This is a genomic window from Variovorax paradoxus (genome assembly GCF_009498455.1).
In the GTDB taxonomy this organism is placed as follows: domain Bacteria; phylum Pseudomonadota; class Gammaproteobacteria; order Burkholderiales; family Burkholderiaceae_C; genus Variovorax; species Variovorax paradoxus_H.
Genome location: NZ_CP045644.1, coordinates 6846298 through 6863378 on the forward strand (window position 1 = coordinate 6846298; position 17081 = coordinate 6863378).

The following is a 17081-nucleotide window of genomic DNA, read 5'->3' on the forward strand; positions in this document are numbered from 1 at the left end:
TCGGTTCTTTCATCGTCCTGAATTTCGGGACGATTCACCCATTATTTTCTGATTTTCAAAACCTTTGCGGCGGCGGACACTGCGCCGCAACATGACACATTCGACCGTTTCTTCCCCCGCGTTTTCACCCCGCCACCGCTGGAAGGTGCTCTCCGCCGGCGTGGCCGCCAACGCGGCCTTCTCGGTCGCCTTCAGCGGCATCCCCATGACCGCCGTGCTCATGCGCACCGGCTACCAGCTCGACAACGCCGCGCTCGGCCTGGTGCTCGGCCTCATGGGCCTGGGCATCGCCGTGAGCGAGCTGCCCTGGGGCCTGCTGACCGACCGCTGGGGCGACCGGCCCGTGCTGCTGGCCGGGCTCGGCAGCACGGCGATCGCGCTGGTGGCGATGGCGCTGTGGGCTGCGCCTGGGCACGGCCACATTCCCGGCCTTGGCGTGCTCGGTGCGGGGCTGCTGCTGGTCGGTCTGCTCGGCGGCAGCGTGAACGGCGCCAGCGGGCGCGCGGTGATGACCTGGTTCGACGCCAGCGAGCGCGGCCTCGCCATGAGCATCCGACAGACCGCTGTGCCGCTGGGCGGCGGCATCGGTGCGCTGGTGCTGCCTTTCGTCGCCCTGCACTTCGGCTTTGCCGCGCTGTACGGCCTGCTCGCGCTGCTGTGCGCGCTGAGCGCGGCGATGAGCTGGGCCTGGGTGCACGAGCCGCCCATTGCGCCTCGTCATGCAAACGCAGAAGCTGCCGCGCCGAAGTCCGGCCCGCTGCGCGATGTGCGCGTGTGGCGCATCGTGGCCGGCATCGGCATCCTGTGCGCGCCGCAGTTCGCGGTGCTCTCCTTCGGCACGGTGTTCCTGCACGACTTCGGCCATGTGGGGCTGGGCACGATCACCGCCGCGATGGTCTTCGTGCAGATCGGCGCGATGGCGATGCGCGTGTGGAGCGGCCGCTGGACCGACCGCCGCCGCAACCGCCCGGCCTACCTGCGGGCCTGCAGCGCGCTCAGCGTGGCGCTGTTCGCGGGCCTGGCTGCGCTGGTGATGGCGGCGGGCACCGAGGCGCCATCACCCGCGCTGCGCGGGGCGCTGATCGCGCTGCTGGCCGTGAGCGGCGTGTGCGTGTCGGCTTGGCACGGCGTGGCCTACACCGAGCTGGCCACGCTGGCCGGCGCGGCGCGCGCCGGCACCGCGCTGGGCATGGCGAACACCAGCGTGTTCCTCGTGTGCTTCGTCACGCCCTTCTCGATTCCGCACCTGCTGGCGCTGCAGGGCTGGCCGCTCGTGTGGCTGGCGGCCAGTGCGTGTGCGCTGGTGGCCGTTCCGTTGCTCGCGCCACGGATCGCCGTGGCGAATCAGAAGGTCGCGAAGACGGCGTTGAGCCGGTCGACGTAGGCGCGCTTGGCCGCCGCGTCGATGAAGCTGCCCTCGAAGCTGTTCGCCGCGAGCTGCCAGGCCTGCTGCACGCCGAGCCCCGTCGCTGCAAAGGTCTGCGTGAAGTTCTGGTTCATGTAGCCGCCGAAGTAGGCCGGGTCGTCCGAATTGACGGTGGCGACCAGCCCCGTCTCGAGCAGCGCGCCGAGGTTGTGCTGCGACAGGTCGGGGAACACGCACAGCTTGAGGTTCGACAGCGGGCACACGGTGAGCGGAATGCGGTCTTGCGCCAGCCGCTTCATCAGCGCCGGGTCTTTGGCGCTCTGCACGCCGTGGTCGACGCGCTCGACCTTCAGCACGTCGAGCGCGCTCCACACGTAGGCCGGCGGGCCCTCTTCGCCCGCATGTGCGACGAGGTGGAAGCCCAGCTCGCAGCAGCGCGCGAACACGCGCGCGAACTTCTCGGGCGGGTGGCCGACCTCGCTCGAGTCGAGCCCCACGCCGATGAATTTGTCGCGGTACGGCAGTGCCTGCTCCAGCGTCTCGAAGGCTTCTTCCTCGCTCAGGTGGCGCAGGAAGCACAGGATGAGCGAGGCGCTCACGCCCAGCTTCGGCAGCGCATCGACACAGGCGCGGTGCAGGCCGTTGACCACCGTGTCCATCGCCACGCCGCGCGCCGTGTGCGTCTGCGGGTCGAAGAACATCTCGGTGTGCACCACATGGTCGGCGGCGGCGCGCTCCAGGTAGGCCCAGGCCATGTCGTAGAAGTCCTGCTCTTTCAGCAGCACGCTGGCGCCGGCGTAGTAGATGTCCAGAAAGGTCTGCAGGTTGGTGAAGGCGTAGGCCTTGCGCAGTTCTTCGACGCTGGCATACGGAATCGAGACACCGTTTCGCTGCGCGAGCGCAAAGATCAGCTCGGGCTCGAGCGAGCCTTCGATGTGCATGTGCAGCTCGGCCTTGGGCATGGCGCGCAGCAGCTCGGGCAGGCGTTCGGCGGGAATGCGCTGCGCGAAGCTCGGGTCGAACAGGGGGCGGCTGAAATCGGTCATGGGCGTGGGAAATCGACGTTGTGATCGCGCACAGCATAAGGGCAGACACCCTGCGCGGCATCTCCGAAAACGTATACGCTGCCCACCCCTTTTCCCCCAAACTGATCTGGGTCAAATCGGGCCGCGCAGGATGCGATAGGCTTGGACCCCGGCAGGCCCGGCATCGGGTGTGTTCCCTCCAATCCGCGCCCAGCGTGCTTTTATGCCCTGGCGCCGTCCTTGATCGAATCGCATGACCCTACAAAACGCCTTCACCCGCGAAGACCTGCTGCGCTGCAGCCGCGGCGAACTGTTCGGCCCCGGCAACGCACAGCTGCCCGCCCCGAACATGCTGATGGTGGACCGCATCACCCACATCAGCGCCGAGGGCGGCACCTATGGCAAGGGCGAACTCACGGCCGAACTCGACATCACGCCCGACCTGTGGTTTTTCGCCTGCCACTTCGAGGGCGACCCGGTCATGCCGGGCTGCCTGGGCCTGGACGCCATGTGGCAGCTGGTCGGCTTCTTCCTTGGCTGGCAAGGCCTGCCGGGCCGCGGCCGCGCCCTGGGCTCGGGCGAAGTGAAGTTCACGGGCCAGGTCTTGCCGACCGCCAAGCTCGTCACCTACAGCATCCAGATCAAGCGCGTGCTCAAGGGCAAGCTCAACCTGGCCATCGCCGACGGCTCGGTGAGCGTCGACGGCCGCCAGATCTACACCGCCGAGGGCCTGCGGGTCGGCGTATTCACTTCCACCGACAACTTCTGAGGGTTTCGCCATGCGACGCGTCGTCATCACCGGTCTGGGCATCGTTTCGTGCCTGGGCAACGACAAGGAGACCGTCTCCGCCAACCTGCGCGCCAGCCGCCCCGGCATCCGGTTCCAGCCGGCCTATGCCGAGATGGGCCTGCGCAGCCAGGTGGCCGGCTCCATCGACCTTCCCCTCGAAGACCTCATCGACCGCAAGCTGTATCGCTTCGTCGGCCACGCGGCGGCGTATGCCTACCTGGCCATGAAGGACGCCATTGCCGATGCCGGCCTGACCGAGGAGCAGGTGTCCAACCCGCGCACCGGCCTCATCGCCGGCTCGGGCGGCGCCTCCACGCTGAACCAGATGGAAGCGCTCGACCTGCTGCGCGAAAAGGGCGTCAAGCGCGTCGGCCCCTACCGCGTGACGCGGACCATGAGCAGCACCGTGTCCGCCTGCCTGGCCACGCCCTTCAAGATCAAGGGCCTGAACTACTCCATCGCGTCGGCCTGCGCCACCAGCGCGCACTGCATCGGCAACGCCATGGAGCAGATCCAGATGGGCAAGCAGGACATCGTGTTCGCCGGCGGCGGTGAAGAAGAGCACTGGACCCAGTCGTTCCTGTTCGACGCCATGGGCGCGCTGTCCACCAAGTACAACGACACGCCCGAAAAGGCCTCGCGCGCCTACGACGCCGGGCGCGACGGTTTCGTCATCGCCGGCGGCGGCGGCATGGTGGTGGTCGAGGCGCTCGACCACGCACTGGCACGCGGCGCAAAAATCTACGCCGAAATCGTCGGCTACGGCGCCACCTCCGACGGCTACGACATGGTCGCGCCCAGTGGCGAAGGCGCCGTGCGCTGCATGCAGATGGCCATGTCCACCGTCGACACGCCCATCGATTACCTCAACACCCACGGCACCTCGACGCCCGTCGGCGACGCCATGGAAATGAAGGGCGTGCGCGAGGTCTTCGGCGACAAGGCGCCGGCCATCAGCTCCACCAAGAGCCTGTCGGGCCACTCGCTGGGCGCCGCCGGCGTGCACGAGGCGATCTACTGCCTGCTGATGATGGAAGGCAACTTCATGGCCGGCTCCGCCAACATCGAAGCGCTCGACCCCGAAGTGGCCGACATGCCGATCCTCACCGCGACGCGCGAGAACGCCACCGTCGACACCGTGATGAGTAACAGCTTCGGCTTCGGCGGCACCAACGCCACGCTGGTGCTCAAGCGCTGGAAGGACGCGTAAGAAGAACGCCTGCCGGCCCCGTCGCGCTTGCGACGATGGGCCCGCAGGTGCTTCGCTAGACTGGGTTTTCCGTGCTTCCATCCACCGCGCGAGGAGACAGACCCATGGCGATCGACAACACCCTTTCCACCTGGCACCGGCTCGTCAAGTCACGCGACGTCGCGGGGCTCGATGCCCTGCTGGCCGACGACGCCGTCTTCCTGTCGCCCGTGGTGCACCGGCCGCAGGTCGGCAAGGCCATCACCCAGCAGTACCTCGCCGCGGCGTTCCAGGTCTTCTTCAACGAGAGCTTCCGCTACGTGCGTGAGCTCCAGGGCCCGAACGATGCGGTGCTCGAGTTCGAACTCGAGCTGGACGGCATCGCCATCAACGGCGTCGACATGATGAAGTGGAACGCCGACGGGCAGATCACCGAGTTCAAGGTGATGCTGCGCCCGCTGAAGGCAGTGAACCTGATCCACCAGAAGATGGCGGCGCAGTTGCAGGCGGCTGCCCCGCAAGCCTGAGCCCGCTCAGGGGCAGGCCAGTTCCGTCTTGGCCACGGCACACAGCCGTGCTTTCTCGGGCACGGGCAACGTGAACCCCGGCATCAACCCGTCCAGCCGCAGCACCGCCGGGTAAAGCCGCGCATCCTGCGGGTTCTTGCGGTAGGCGCGCAGCACCAGCTGCTGGCCTTCCTTGCCGCAATGCTGGCGCTGCTGGCGCGCCACTTCCTTGTCGTGCGCCGACCCGTCGCCATTGAATTCGCCGGCGAAGTGAAAGCACATTTCCGCATCGTCCACAGCCTTGCGCAAGCGCTGCTCGTCTTTCGAGAACGTCGGCGGTGCGGCGAACGACATCGACACGGCCAGCAGTGCCGCACCTGCGGCCATGACTCCTTGCAGCTTCATGAGATGAACCTCTTGTCCGAATGAAAAAAGGGCCGTCCGCAGACGACCCTTCTCGTGGCAATCGCCGAAGCGATCGATCCAATGATTACTTCTTGTCGCCGCCCGGCACCTTGCCTTCGACGCCCTTGACGTAGAAGTTGACGCCCGACAGGAACTTGTCGTCGGCGACCGCGTCCTTGGCGATCAGCTCCTTGCCGTCCTGGCCGACGATCGGGCCCTTCCAGATCGAGAAGCTGCCGTCCTTCAGGCCCTTCTTGATTTCGTCGACCTTGGCCTTGGTTTCGGCCGGCACGTCTTCGGCGATCGAGACGATGTCGATCGCGCCTTCCTTCACGCCCCACCAGGTCTGGCCGGTGGCCCACTTGCCGTCCAGCGCGTCTTGCGTGGTCTTGATGTAGTACGGCGCCCAGTTGATGATGGCCGAGCCCAGGTGGGCCTTCGGGCCGTAGGCGGTCATGTCGGAGTCCCAGCCGAAGGCGCGCTTGCCCTTCTCTTGGGCGGTCTTCAGCACGGCCGGCGAGTCGGTGTTCTGGAACAGCACGTCGGCGCCGCCGTTGATGAGGGCGGTGGCGGCTTCGGTTTCCTTGGGCGGGCTGAACCACTCGTTCACCCACACGACCTTGGTCGTGATCTTCGGGTTGACCGACTGCGCGCCCAGCGTGAAGCTGTTGATGTTGCGCAGCACTTCGGGAATCGGCACCGAGCCGACCACGCCCAGCGTGTTGCTCTTGGTCATCGAACCGGCGATCACGCCGGCCATGTACGCGCCTTCGTAGGTGCGGCTGTCGTAGGTGCGCATGTTCTCGGCGGTCTTGTAGCCGGTGGCATGCTCGAACTTCACGTCCTTGCTGTCGTTGGCGACCTTGAGCATGGGTTCCATGTAGCCGAAGGTGGTGCCGAAGATCAGCTTGTTGCCCTGGCCCACGAAGTCGCGGAACACGCGCTCGGCGTCGGCCGACTCGGGCACGCTTTCGACAAAAGTGGTCTTGATCTTGTCGCCGAATTCCTTCTCGAGCGCCTTGCGTGCGTTGTCGTGCGCGAACGACCAGCCGCCGTCGCCCACGGGGCCGACATAGGCGAAAGCGATGTTCAGCGGAGCGGCCGGTGCAGGGGCCGGAGCGGCTGCGGGCGCCGGTGCCGGCGGTGCAGCGGGAGCGGCCGCCTCTTCCTTCTTGCCGCAGCCGATGAGGGCCGCCGAAGCCACCGCGGTGAGTGCCGCGAGCTTGAGCAGGGAACGCTTGTTCAGATCATTCATTGTCGAAAATCCTCAGAAGAAAAGGACGGGTTGGCAAAAAAACGAGAACGCGATTATGAGCCGGGGTAGAACGGTTTCCCCATCGACGCCGGCATGTTGATGCGGATGAAGGCGGGGTTGCGCGAGATCAGCGCCAGCACCACGATCGGCGCGATGTACTGGGCCATGCTGAGGAACTGCGAGGGCACGTCGACACCGCTGCTCTGCAGGTGAAAACCGAGCATCGAAACACCGCCGAACAGGTAGGCGCCGAGCAGCACGCGAATGGGCCGCCAGGTGGCGAAGGTGGTCAGCGCCAGCGCGATCCAGCCGCGGCCGGCAACCATGCCTTCGACCCACAGCGGCGTGTACACGGTCGACAGGTACGCGCCCGCCAGCCCGCACAGCGCGCCGCCCGCGATCACCGCGAGGAAGCGGATGCGCCGCACCGGGTAGCCCAGTGCATGCGCCGACTCGGGCGACTCGCCCACCGAACGCAGCACGAGGCCGGCGCGGGTGCGGTACAAGAACCAGATGAGCCCGATGGTCAGCAGCACGGCCACGTACACCATCGGGTGATGCCGGAACAGCGCCGGGCCGGCCAGCGGAATGTCGGCCAGCACGGGAATGGCGAAGGGCGTGCTCTCGGGCAGCTTGGCCTGCACGAAGCTGATGCCGGCGAAGGCCGAGAAGCCGACGCCGAACAGGCTCAGCGCCAGGCCCGTCGCGTACTGGTTGGTGTTGAGCCAGATCACGAGCACGCCGAAGAACGCGGCGAGCAGCGCACCGGCCGCCATGCCGGCCAAAAAGCCGAGCCAGGGGTTGTGCGTGATGACCACCGTCGCAAAGCCCGCGATGGCGGCGCACAGCATCATGCCCTCGGCGCCGAGGTTGACGATGCCGGCCTTCTCGTTGATCAGCAGGCCCAGCGCCGCGATGGCGAGCACGGTGCCCGCGCTCAGGGTCGAGCCCAGCAGGAGTGCGTAGCTTTCCATGGTCAGTGACCCCCTTCGGTGGCGCGTGTCGTGGCCTGTACAGGTGCGGTGATCGGCGTGCTGGCCTGCAGCGAGGCCGTGGTCATGGTGGCGGTCGCGGCCTTGGCGCCGGCCTTGCGGCGGATGCGGTAGGCGATGAGCGTGTCGCAGGCCAAGAGCGTGAACAGCAGCAGGCCCTGGAACACGCCGGTGAGCGACTTCGGCAGGCCCAGGCGCGACTGCGCGAGTTCGCCGCCGATGTAGAACATGCTCATCAGGATGGCCGAGAAGATCATGCCCACCGGATGCAGCCGCCCGACGAAGGCCACGATGATGGCTGCGAAGCCGTAGCCCGCGGGCACGTACGGCGTGAGCTGGCCGATGGGTCCTGCCACTTCGAGCGCGCCCGCCAGGCCGGCCGCGCCACCCGAGGTGAGCAGCGCGATCCACACGGCGCGGCGTGCCGAGAAGCCGGCATAGCGCGCCGCCGCGGGCGCCAGCCCGCCGACCTGCTGCGCGAAGCCCGCCCGCGTGCGGAACAAAAACACCCACAGCGCGCCCGCGCCGACCAGCGCGATGATCAGCCCGATCGACACGCGCGAGCCCTTCATGAGCCGCGGTATCTGCGTCACCGCCTCGAAGGTCTTGGTCTGCGGAAAGTTGTAGCCCTGCGGATCTTTCCAGGGGCCGAAGACCAGGTAGCTCAACATCAGCGTGGCCACGTAGACCAGCATCAGGCTCACGAGGATTTCGTTGGCGTTGAACTTGTCGCGCAGGAACGCGACGATGCCCGCCCACACCATGCCGCCGGCGATGCCCGCCAGCAAGATGGCCACGACGATCCAGCTGCCGGTGCTCTTGTCGGCCAGCAGCGCCACGCCGCCCGCCGCGATGGCGCCACAGACGAACTGCCCTTCGGCGCCGATGTTCCACACATTGGAGCGAAAGCACACGGCCAGGCCGAGTGCAATGATGAGCAGCGGCGTGGCCTTCACCATCAGCTCGCCGATGGCGTAGCCGCTCTTGATCGGTTCGTAGAAGAACACCTGCAGACCCTTGACCGGGTCCTTGCCGAGCGCGGCGAACAGCGCCACGCCGATGAGCACGGTGATCAGCAGCGCCAGGATCGGCGAGGCAAAGCTCCAGAAGCGCGACAGCTCCGGGCGGGGTTCAAGCTTGAGCATGCGCGCCCTCCTTCTTGTTGTTCTTGTCAGGCTGCATCTGCGGCCACAGGCCGCTCATCCATTCGCCGATCTGCGGCAGCGTGGCCGCCGCGCGGTCGATCGAGGGCGACAGCCGCCCTTTGGCAATCACGTGCAGCCGGTCGCAGATGTTGAACAGTTCGTCGAGCTCCTCGCTGATCACGAGCACGGCGCAGCCGGCGTCGCGCAGCGCGAGGATCTCGGCATGGATGAGCGCGGCCGCGCCCACGTCCACGCCCCAGGTCGGCTGCGAGACGATGAAGAGCTTGGGGTTGGCGTCGATCTCGCGGCCGACGATGAATTTCTGCAGGTTGCCGCCCGACAGCGAACGCGCCGCCGCGTTCGGGCCGCCGGCCTTCACCTTGAAGCGCTCGATGATGGAACGCGCCTGCTTGTCGAGTTCGGCGGTGCGGATCCAGCCGCCCTTGCCCACCGCATTGCTGCGCGTGAGCAGCAGGTTGTGCGCCAGGCCCAGCGTGGGCACGGCGCCGCGCCCCAGCCGTTCCTCGGGCACGAAATGCAGGCCCAGCGCGCGCCGCGCACGCGGGCGCAGCCGACCGGCCGGCTGGTCGAACACGCGCACCATGGCGGGCTCGGCGCGCACGTCCTCGCCCGAGAGCGTGTACAGCAGTTCCTTCTGGCCGTTGCCCGAGACGCCGGCGATGCCGACGACCTCGCCCGCGCGCACGTCGAACGAGATGCCGTCCAGGTCGACGCCGAACTGGTCTTCGCGCGCCAGCTTCAGGCCCTGCACGCGCAGCGCCACCGCGCCGGCATGCAGCGGGCGGTGCTGCAGCGGCGGCGGCTCGCTGCCGATCATGAGGCGCGAGAGCGATTCGGTGCTCTCGTTGCGCGGGTTGCACACACCTGTGACCTTGCCGCCGCGCAGCACGGTGCAGGCGGTGCACAGCTCCTGGATCTCGTGCAGCTTGTGGCTGATGTACAGGATGCTGCAGCCTTCCGAGGCCAGCTTGTTCAGCACGCCGAACAGGCGGATGACCGCCTGCGGCGTGAGCACCGAGGTCGGTTCGTCGAGGATGAGCAGCTTGGGGTTGGTGAGCAGCGCGCGGATGATCTCCACGCGCTGCATCTCGCCCACCGACAGCGTGTGCACGGGGCGCGCGGGGTCGATGTCCAGGCCGTACTCGCTGGCCTTGGCCGTGATGCTGCGGGCCACTTCGGCGAGCGCGAGCGACTTGTCCAGGCCCAGCCAGACGTTCTCGGCCACCGTGAGCGTGTCGAACAGGCTGAAGTGCTGGAACACCATGCTGATGCCTAGCGCGCGCGCCTGCTGCGGGTTGCGCAGGTTGACCGCCTGGCCGTCGAAGGTGACGGTGCCTTCGTCGGGCTTGACCGAGCCGTAGATGATCTTCATCAGGGTCGATTTGCCCGCACCGTTCTCTCCGAGCACGGCATGGATTTCGCCGGGCTGCACGGCCAGGGAGATGTCGCTGTTGGCCACCACCGCGGGGTACCGCTTGGTGATGTGCGCCAGCTGGAGTCTGGGGGTTGTCATGCCGGGTTTCGTGGGTTTGTCTCGTTCAACTGCAACAAGCGGGGACAGCTATGAGTTTAATAGCGCCCCCGCGACCATCGGCGCCCGACGGCGCTCGGTTCAGTGTCCGCCGATGTAGGCGAACTTGAACAGGAAGATCGCCGCGATCACCCAGACCATCGCATGCACTTCCCGTGCCCGGCCGGTGCACAGCTTGAGCACGGCGTAGGTGATGAAGCCGAAGGCCAGGCCGTTGGCGATCGAGTAGGTGAAGGGCATGGCCAGCGCCGTGACGGCAGCCGGGATCACCTCGGTCGTGTCTTCCCAGTCGAGCTCGACCAGGTCGCGCAGCATCAGGCAGCCCACGAAGAGCAGCGCCGGTGCGGTGGCGTAGGCCGGCACCGAGCCCGCCAGCGGCGAGATCATCAGGCAGGCCAGGAACAGCACCGCCACCACCACGGCCGTGAGGCCGGTGCGGCCACCCGCTTGCACGCCGGCTGCGCTCTCCACATACGCCGTGGTGCTCGAAGTGCCGAGCAGCGAGCCCGCGAAGATCGCGCCGCTGTCGGCCAAGAGCGCCTTGTTCATGCGCTCCATCTTGCCGGGCACCAGGAGGCCCGCGCGCTTGGCCACGCCCATCAGCGTGCCGGTGGCGTCGAACATCTCGACCAGGAAGAACACCAGCACCACGTTGAGGATGCCGCCCTTGAGCGCGCCGAGGATGTCCAGCTGCATGAAGGTCGGTGCGATGGACGGCGGCGCATCGAACACGCCGTGGAACTTGTTGCCGCCAAAGAAGAACGACAGCACCGTCACCAGCATGATCCCGATCAGGATCGCCCCGCGCACCTTCAACCGATCGAGCGCCACGATGACGAGAAAGCCGATGGTCGCCAGGATCACGGGCGCCGAGTGCAGGTCGCCCAGCGTGACGAAGGTGGCCGGCGAGGCGGCGACGATGCCCGCGCTCTTCAGCGCGATGAGCGCCAGGAACATGCCGATGCCCACGGTGATCGCCGTTCGCAGCGACTGCGGTATGCCCGCGATGAACAGCTCCCGCAACCCGGTGACCGTCACGATCAAGAAGAGGCAGCCCGAGATGAACACCGCGCCCAGCGCGACCTGCCACGTGTAGCCCATGCCGAGCACGACCACGTAGGCGAAGTAGGCGTTCAGGCCCATGCCCGGCGCCATGGCGATCGGGTAGTTGGCGTACAGGCCCATGATCAACGTGCCGATGGCTGCGATCAGGCAGGTGGCGACGAAGACGGCGCCCTTGGGCATGCCCGCGTCTCCGAGGATCGACGGGTTCACGAAGATGATGTAGGCCATCGTCAGGAAGGTCGTCAGCCCTGCGATGACTTCGGTGCGCACGGTGGTGTTGTGCTCGCTCAGCTTGAAAAAGCGTTCCAGCAGACCGGTGTTGGCCGGTGCGGCGGCCGCACGCAACGGTGCCGCCTCGGTGGCCCCGGCGGCCCGGGGAGTGGTGGCCTTGGGCACCTCTTCATACCTGTTCATTTCGCTTGTCTCCAGCTGTTGTATGTGGCGGTTTTGTTCATCGTTGCCTCGGTCGCGACGCCGGCGCGACGGAGGGCTCAGGGAGGATCGGGAATCGGCTCAGCCGGCAGGGTTCGCGCGGCGGCAGCAGGTGCGGCATCGAAGCCGGGCCGCAGCGACGCCGCCACGCCCTTGATGCATTCGCGCAGCCAGCGCGCAGAGCTCGACGAATGCGTGCGTTCGTGCCAGAGCTGGTAGTACATGAGGCGCGGCAAGGCGGCCGGGCACTCGAGGATCTTCAGGGGCAGCCGTGCGGCAAAGCGCTCGCAGTACTGGCGCCCGGTGGTCAGCACCAGCAGGCTCGACGCCACCATGTCGGGAATGAGGCTGAAGTGCGCGCAGCGCGCCGTGATGTTGCGCTGCCGGCCCAGCTCGTCGAGCATCTGGTCGATGATGCCGCGCCCGCCCGGGTGCATGGGCGTGGGCGCGATGTGCTCGGCCGCGAGCCAGGTTTCCAGGTCCCACCCGCGGCGCACGGCCGGATGGTCCTGATTGACCAGCGACACCACCTCGTCGCCGAAGAGGCGCGCCATGTGCAGGTCTTCCGGCGGCTTGAGCCAGTTGCCGATCACCAGGTCGACCTGCCCGAGCGCCAGGTGCCCGTGGTAGTCCGAATCGGGCGAGAGCGCGTGGATCTCGATCTGGCACAGCGGCGCCTCGCGCTTCACCTGCGCCACCAGCAGCGGCAGGAACAGCGGGTCCATGTAGTCGCTGGCCGCGATGCGGAAGGTGGTGGCCGCCGACTGCGGCTCGAAGCCCCGCGCATCCGAGAACAGCATCTCGGCCGCCCGAAGAATGCTGGCCGCGGGCTCGATCATGCGCAGCCCCGCGTCGGTCGGCACCATGCCCGAGCCCGAGCGCACCAGCAGCGGGTCGCCCGACAGCTCGCGCAGGCGCTTCAGCGCGGCCGAGACGGCCGGCTGGTACATGCCCAGGCGGATGGCGGCGCGCGAGACGCTGCGGTCGGTCAGCACGGTATGAAGCACCCGTATGAGATGAAGATCGATCTTGTCGAAAAGCGCCTGGTCTCTCATGGCTGTTCACACCTTTCTTGTCTGTGCGAACAGTTATACAGCGCAACATTTGGAGAACGGAAGGACGCTCGGACCGTGCGAGCACGGCCGGTGCTCATTCGCCAGAGGCTGCCTGCACCGCGGTCAGGGCGCGGAGGATGGATTCGCTCGTGGCCGGCGCCTTCAGCGGCGGATCGACCCGGTGCCCGCCCGCGGCCGACACGGCATCGCGGATCGCGAAGAACACCGAGAACGGCAGCAACAGCGGCGGTTCGCCCACGGCCTTGCTGCGGTGGATCGAGTCTTCGACGTTCTGGCCCTCGAACAGGCGCACGTTGAACACCGGCGGGCAGTCGTTGGCCGTCGGGATCTTGTAGGTGCTGGGCGCGTGCGTGGTGAGCTTGCCGCTCGCCGGATGCCACACGAGTTCTTCGGTCGTGAGCCAGCCCATGCCCTGGATGAAGGCGCCCTCGACCTGGCCGATGTCCACGGCCGGGTTCAGCGACTTGCCCGCGTCGTGCAGGATGTCGGCGCGCAGCAGCTTCCATTCGCCGGTGAGCGTGTCGACCACCACTTCGCTCACCGCCGCGCCGTAGGCGTAGTAGTAGAACGGGCGGCCCTGCATCTTGTCCTTGTCCCAGCTCAGGCCGGGGGTGGCGTAGAAGCCGTCGGACCAGAGCTGCTTGCGGTCGAGGTAGGCCTCGCCCACGACAGTGCTGAAGGCCAGCGTGCGGCCGTTCACTTCGACCTGGTCGTTGGCAAAGCGCACGTCGGCGGCGTTGCCGCCGTGACGCTCGGCGGCGCAGGCGGCCAGGCGTTCGCGGATCTGGCGCGCGGCATCCTGCGCGGCCTTGCCGTTCAGGTCGGCGCCGGTCGATGCGGCCGTGGCCGAGGTGTTGGCCACCTTGGTCGTGTCGGTCGCGGTGACGCGCACGCGCTCGAAGCTCACACCCAGCTCGTGCGCCACCACCTGCGCCACCTTGGTGTTCAGGCCCTGGCCCATTTCGGTGCCACCGTGGTTCACGAGGATCGAGCCGTCGGTGTACACGTGCACGAGTGCGCCGGCCTGGTTGAAGTGCTTCACGTTGAACGAGATGCCGAACTTCAGCGGCGCCAGCGCCAGGCCACGCTTGAGCACGACGCTTTTCTTGTTGAAGGCGGCGATCTCTTCGCGGCGCAGGCGGTAGTCGCTGGTGGCTTCCAGCTCGGCCACGAGTTCGTGGACGATGTTGTCGGTCACGGTCTGGCGGTACGGCGTGACGTTGTTCTCGCCCTTGCCGTAGAAGTTGACGCGCCGCACGTCGAGCGGGTCGCGCTTCAATTCACGGGCCACCGAGTCCATGATGTTCTCGATGGCAATGGCGCCCTGCGGGCCGCCGAAGCCGCGGAACGCGGTGTTGCTCTGCGTGTTGGTCTTGCCCGAGAAGCCGTGCATGCTCACGTTGGGCAGCCAGTAGGCGTTGTCGAAGTGGCACAGCGCGCGCGTCATCACCGGGCCCGACAGGTCGGCCGAATGGCCGGCGCGCGAGACCATGGTGATCTCCGCGCCGAGGATGCGGCCCTCGTCGTCGTAGCCCACGTCGTACTCGTACCAGAAGCAGTGGCGACGGCCGGTGATCATGAAATCGTCGTCGCGGTCCAGGCGCAGCTTCACGGGGCGCTGCAGCTGGCGCGCCGCAATGGCCGCCACGCAGGCAAAGATCGCCGACTGCGATTCCTTGCCGCCGAAGCCGCCGCCCATGCGCCGGCATTCGACATGCACTTCGTTCGAGGACAGGTGCAGCGCATGCGCCACCAGGTGCTGCATCTCGCTCGGGTGCTGCGTCGAACAGTGGATGTGCAGCGTGCCGCCCTCTTTCGGAATGGCGTAGCTGATCTGGCCTTCGAGGTAGAACTGTTCCTGCCCGCCCACGTCGAGCGTGGCGCTGTGGCGGTGCGGCGCCTTCGCGATGGCGGCGCGCACGGCGGCCTCGTCGCCTTCGTTGGCGGCCCCGCCGCTGCGCACGATGTGCATCGGAGGCACCACGTACTGGCCGCGCGCATGCGCGTCCTGCGGCGTGATCACGGGCGGCTGCGCCTCGAGGGTGATCGCGTCCTTGGCCTTCGCGGCGGCGCGGCGCGCGGCATCGCGGGTCTCGGCGATCACGGCGAACACGGGCTGGCCGAGGTAGCGGATCTGGCCGCCGTCGTTCACGGGCAGCAGGATCGGGTCGTCATGGACGATCGAACCGCAGTCGTTGGTGCCGGGGATGTCGTCGGCGGTGAGCACTGCGACCACGCCGGGCATGGCGCGGATGGCGTCGAGCGACAGCGCCGTCACGCGGCCGTTGGCCACGGGCGACAGGCCCAGCGCGCAATGCAGCGTGCCGGCGAGTTCGGGAATGTCGTCGATGTAGGTGGCCTCGCCGGCCACGTGCAGGTGCGCCGACTCGTGCGGGCGGCTGATGCCCACGCGCATGCCGCGGTCGTGCGCCAGCGCTTCGGCGCCCACGTCGATGCGGGCGGCGGTGTTCTTCAGGTAGTCGGCAAAGGCCTCGGCGGGCTGCAGCAGGCGGGCGTCGATGGGTTTGTTCATGGTCAGAGTCCTTCCGCCGCCACCTTGGCAACGACATGGGGCATCACGCTCCACACGCTGGTTTCCTCGAGGGACAGCGCGTCCTGCGTGCGGGTTTCGAGCCACAGGCGCTGGATCAGGTTCTGCGCCACCTGCAGGCGGTAGTCGGCCGAGGCCCGCATGTCCGACAGCGGCTTGAAGTCTTGCGCCAGCGCCAGCTTGGCGGTCGCCACGCTGGCCTGCGTCCAGGGCTTGCCGACGAGCGCCGCTTCGGCATTGGCGGCGCGCTTGACGGTGGCGGCCATGCCGCCGAAGGCCAGGCGCACGGCCTTCACGGTGTCGCTGCCGTCGGCTTCCAGTTCGATGGCGAAGCCCGCGCACAGCGCCGAGATGTCGCAGTCGAAGCGCTTGCTGATCTTGTAGGCGCGCACCTGGCGGCGCATGGCCGCCAGCGGCACGGCCAGGCCCTGCACGAACTCGCCGGGCTGCAGCTGGTTCTTCATGTAGTCGAGATAGAACTCGGGCAGCGGCATGCGGCGCACGGTGTCGCCGCGGCGCAGCTCGATCTGCGCGTCGAGCGACATGAGCACCGGCGGCGAATCGCCGATGGGCGAGCCGTTGGCGACGTTGCCGCCCATGGTGCCGGCATGGCGGATCGGCGGCGAGGCAAAGCGCAGCCACACGTCGGCGAGGCTGGGCACGCGCTCGACCAGCGCGCCGAAGGCGGCTTCGAGCGACGCGCCGGCGCCGATGTAGAGCTCGTCGGCACGCTCTTCCACCGTCTTCATTTCGGCCACGTCGCCGACATAGATGATGTCGCCGAGGTCGCGGAACTGCTTGTTGACCCACAGGCCGACGTCGGTCGAACCCGCGAGCAGCTGCGCGCCCGGCTTCTGCACGCGCAGTGCGGCGAGCTGGGCGATGGTCTTGGGCGCGTGGAAGTGGTCGATGCGGGCGCCGAGCGGGGCCGCGTAGTCGAGGCCGTCGTTCTTCAGCGCGGTGAGCGCGGCCACCACGGGCGCGGTGTCCAGGCGCACGGCCGGCAGGTCGAACATGCGCTGGCCGGCATCGAGGATCGGGCGGTAGCCGGTGCAGCGGCAGAGGTTGCCCGACAGGTCGTCGGCCAGCTGCTGGCGCGTGGGCTGCGTGCCCTCGGCTTGGTGGTGTTCGTAGGTGGCCCACAGCGACATCACGAAGCCCGGGGTGCAGAAACCGCACTGCGAGCCGTGGCAGTCGACCATGGCCTGCTGCACGGGGTGCAGCGGATGGACGGCGTGCTTGGCGGTGGGTTCCGTCTTGGGCTTGCACTGCGATGCGCACTGGCCCTTCAGGTCTTCGACCGTGAACAGCGCCTTGCCATGCAGCGTGGGCAGAAACTGGATGCAGGCGTTGACGGTCTGCAGCTGCAGGCCGTCGACCGCGCCGGGTGCGTGGGCGTCGGTGGCCAGCTCGCCGATGACGACGGTGCAGGCGCCGCAGTCGCCTTCGTTGCAGCCTTCCTTGGTGCCGGTGCAGCGTGCGTCTTCGCGCAGCCAGTCGAGAACGGAGCGGGTCGGATGGACCCCGCTGACGTCGACGATCTTTCCGCGATGGAAGAAGCGGATCGGTTGAATCGGTGTGCTGCTGCTCTCGGTGCTCATGCTTTTTTCAGGCTCGTGGGCGGCCCGTCGTGGGCCAGTCATGGACGTTAGCGGCTTGCGTGGGGTCTTGCATACGGGCACGCCCATAACGCGTATGTGAGGGTCGGTATGCCACGTCCGGGGAAACCCTT

14 protein-coding genes are annotated in these 17081 nt (G+C 67.6%); 4 read left to right on the forward strand and 10 right to left on the reverse strand.

Translation table 11 applies throughout. The annotated features are described in order from the left end of the window. Positions 1-91: 91 nt before the first annotated feature. Complete coding sequence (locus GFK26_RS31805; RefSeq protein WP_153285479.1) at positions 92-1384, forward strand: MFS transporter; 1293 nt, start codon at positions 92-94, stop codon at positions 1382-1384. Here GFK26_RS31805 and GFK26_RS31810 read toward each other — a convergent pair. Next, positions 1345-2412, reverse strand: coding sequence for an adenosine deaminase (locus GFK26_RS31810; protein WP_153285480.1), 1068 nt, complete (start codon positions 2410-2412; stop codon positions 1345-1347). The two genes, GFK26_RS31805 and GFK26_RS31810, sit on opposite strands and share 40 nt — an antisense overlap. Positions 2413-2644: 232 nt before the next feature. On the opposite strand from GFK26_RS31810, the gene fabA reads away from it, so the two are divergent. From fabA to GFK26_RS31825, 3 genes are all read left to right on the forward strand, one after another. Then, positions 2645-3160 (forward strand): 3-hydroxyacyl-[acyl-carrier-protein] dehydratase FabA, encoded by a 516-nt coding sequence (gene fabA, locus GFK26_RS31815; protein ID WP_056574156.1) that lies wholly within the window; start codon positions 2645-2647, stop codon positions 3158-3160. 10 nt (positions 3161-3170) lie between these two features. After that, positions 3171-4391, forward strand: coding sequence for a beta-ketoacyl-ACP synthase I (gene fabB, locus GFK26_RS31820; RefSeq protein WP_153285481.1), 1221 nt, complete (start codon positions 3171-3173; stop codon positions 4389-4391). Between the two features lie 104 nt (positions 4392-4495). After that, positions 4496-4897 carry a nuclear transport factor 2 family protein gene (locus GFK26_RS31825; protein ID WP_153285482.1) on the forward strand — a complete coding sequence of 134 codons (402 nt, stop codon included), beginning with the start codon at positions 4496-4498 and terminating at the stop codon, positions 4895-4897. A gap of 6 nt (positions 4898-4903) precedes the next feature. Here the strand turns inward: GFK26_RS31825 and GFK26_RS31830 are convergent, their stop codons facing one another. From GFK26_RS31830 to xdhA, 9 genes are all read right to left on the reverse strand, one after another. Next, on the reverse strand, positions 4904-5281 hold the full coding sequence (locus GFK26_RS31830) for a hypothetical protein (protein ID WP_153285483.1): 378 nt from the start codon (positions 5279-5281) through the stop codon (positions 4904-4906). An 85-nt stretch (positions 5282-5366) separates the two neighbouring features. Beyond that, positions 5367-6536 carry a BMP family ABC transporter substrate-binding protein gene (locus GFK26_RS31835; RefSeq protein ID WP_101492674.1) on the reverse strand — a complete coding sequence of 390 codons (1170 nt, stop codon included), beginning with the start codon at positions 6534-6536 and terminating at the stop codon, positions 5367-5369. Positions 6537-6589: 53 nt separating this feature from the next. After that, positions 6590-7510, reverse strand: coding sequence for an ABC transporter permease (locus GFK26_RS31840; protein ID WP_056574139.1), 921 nt, complete (start codon positions 7508-7510; stop codon positions 6590-6592). Positions 7511-7512: 2 nt separating this feature from the next. Beyond that, positions 7513-8673, reverse strand: coding sequence for an ABC transporter permease (locus GFK26_RS31845; protein ID WP_153285484.1), 1161 nt, complete (start codon positions 8671-8673; stop codon positions 7513-7515). Further along, positions 8660-10207, reverse strand: coding sequence for an ABC transporter ATP-binding protein (locus GFK26_RS31850; protein ID WP_153285485.1), 1548 nt, complete (start codon positions 10205-10207; stop codon positions 8660-8662). The genes GFK26_RS31845 and GFK26_RS31850 overlap by 14 nt, the downstream gene beginning before the upstream one ends. 99 nt (positions 10208-10306) lie before the next feature. Beyond that, positions 10307-11704 (reverse strand): NCS2 family permease, encoded by a 1398-nt coding sequence (locus tag GFK26_RS31855; protein WP_153285486.1) that lies wholly within the window; start codon positions 11702-11704, stop codon positions 10307-10309. A gap of 77 nt (positions 11705-11781) precedes the next feature. Then, positions 11782-12777 carry a LysR family transcriptional regulator gene (locus GFK26_RS31860; protein WP_153285487.1) on the reverse strand — a complete coding sequence of 332 codons (996 nt, stop codon included), beginning with the start codon at positions 12775-12777 and terminating at the stop codon, positions 11782-11784. A gap of 94 nt (positions 12778-12871) precedes the next feature. After that, on the reverse strand, positions 12872-15331 hold the full coding sequence (gene xdhB, locus GFK26_RS31865) for a xanthine dehydrogenase molybdopterin binding subunit (RefSeq protein ID WP_153285488.1): 2460 nt from the start codon (positions 15329-15331) through the stop codon (positions 12872-12874). Between the two features lie 2 nt (positions 15332-15333). After that, entirely contained in the window at positions 15334-16950 is a 1617-nt protein-coding gene (gene xdhA, locus GFK26_RS31870; protein WP_153285489.1) for a xanthine dehydrogenase small subunit, read from the reverse strand. Positions 16951-17081 lie beyond the last annotated feature (131 nt).

Bases quoted from the DNA above. Each gene is read 5' to 3' on its own strand.
- GFK26_RS31840 (WP_056574139.1), bottom strand. From the start codon at position 7,510: ATGGAAAGCTACGCACTCCTGCTGGGCTCGACCCTGAGCGCGGGCACC.
- GFK26_RS31850 (WP_153285485.1), bottom strand. From the start codon at position 10,207: ATGACAACCCCCAGACTCCAGCTGGCGCACATCACCAAGCGGTACCCC.
- fabB (WP_153285481.1), top strand. From the start codon at position 3,171: ATGCGACGCGTCGTCATCACCGGTCTGGGCATCGTTTCGTGCCTGGGC.
- GFK26_RS31830 (WP_153285483.1), bottom strand. From the start codon at position 5,281: ATGAAGCTGCAAGGAGTCATGGCCGCAGGTGCGGCACTGCTGGCCGTG.
- GFK26_RS31810 (WP_153285480.1), bottom strand. From the start codon at position 2,412: ATGACCGATTTCAGCCGCCCCCTGTTCGACCCGAGCTTCGCGCAGCGC.
- xdhA (WP_153285489.1), bottom strand. From the start codon at position 16,950: ATGAGCACCGAGAGCAGCAGCACACCGATTCAACCGATCCGCTTCTTC.
- xdhB (WP_153285488.1), bottom strand. From the start codon at position 15,331: ATGAACAAACCCATCGACGCCCGCCTGCTGCAGCCCGCCGAGGCCTTT.
- GFK26_RS31805 (WP_153285479.1), top strand. From the start codon at position 92: ATGACACATTCGACCGTTTCTTCCCCCGCGTTTTCACCCCGCCACCGC.
- GFK26_RS31835 (WP_101492674.1), bottom strand. From the start codon at position 6,536: ATGAATGATCTGAACAAGCGTTCCCTGCTCAAGCTCGCGGCACTCACC.
- GFK26_RS31860 (WP_153285487.1), bottom strand. From the start codon at position 12,777: ATGAGAGACCAGGCGCTTTTCGACAAGATCGATCTTCATCTCATACGG.
- GFK26_RS31855 (WP_153285486.1), bottom strand. From the start codon at position 11,704: ATGAACAGGTATGAAGAGGTGCCCAAGGCCACCACTCCCCGGGCCGCC.
- GFK26_RS31845 (WP_153285484.1), bottom strand. From the start codon at position 8,673: ATGCTCAAGCTTGAACCCCGCCCGGAGCTGTCGCGCTTCTGGAGCTTT.
- GFK26_RS31825 (WP_153285482.1), top strand. From the start codon at position 4,496: ATGGCGATCGACAACACCCTTTCCACCTGGCACCGGCTCGTCAAGTCA.
- fabA (WP_056574156.1), top strand. From the start codon at position 2,645: ATGACCCTACAAAACGCCTTCACCCGCGAAGACCTGCTGCGCTGCAGC.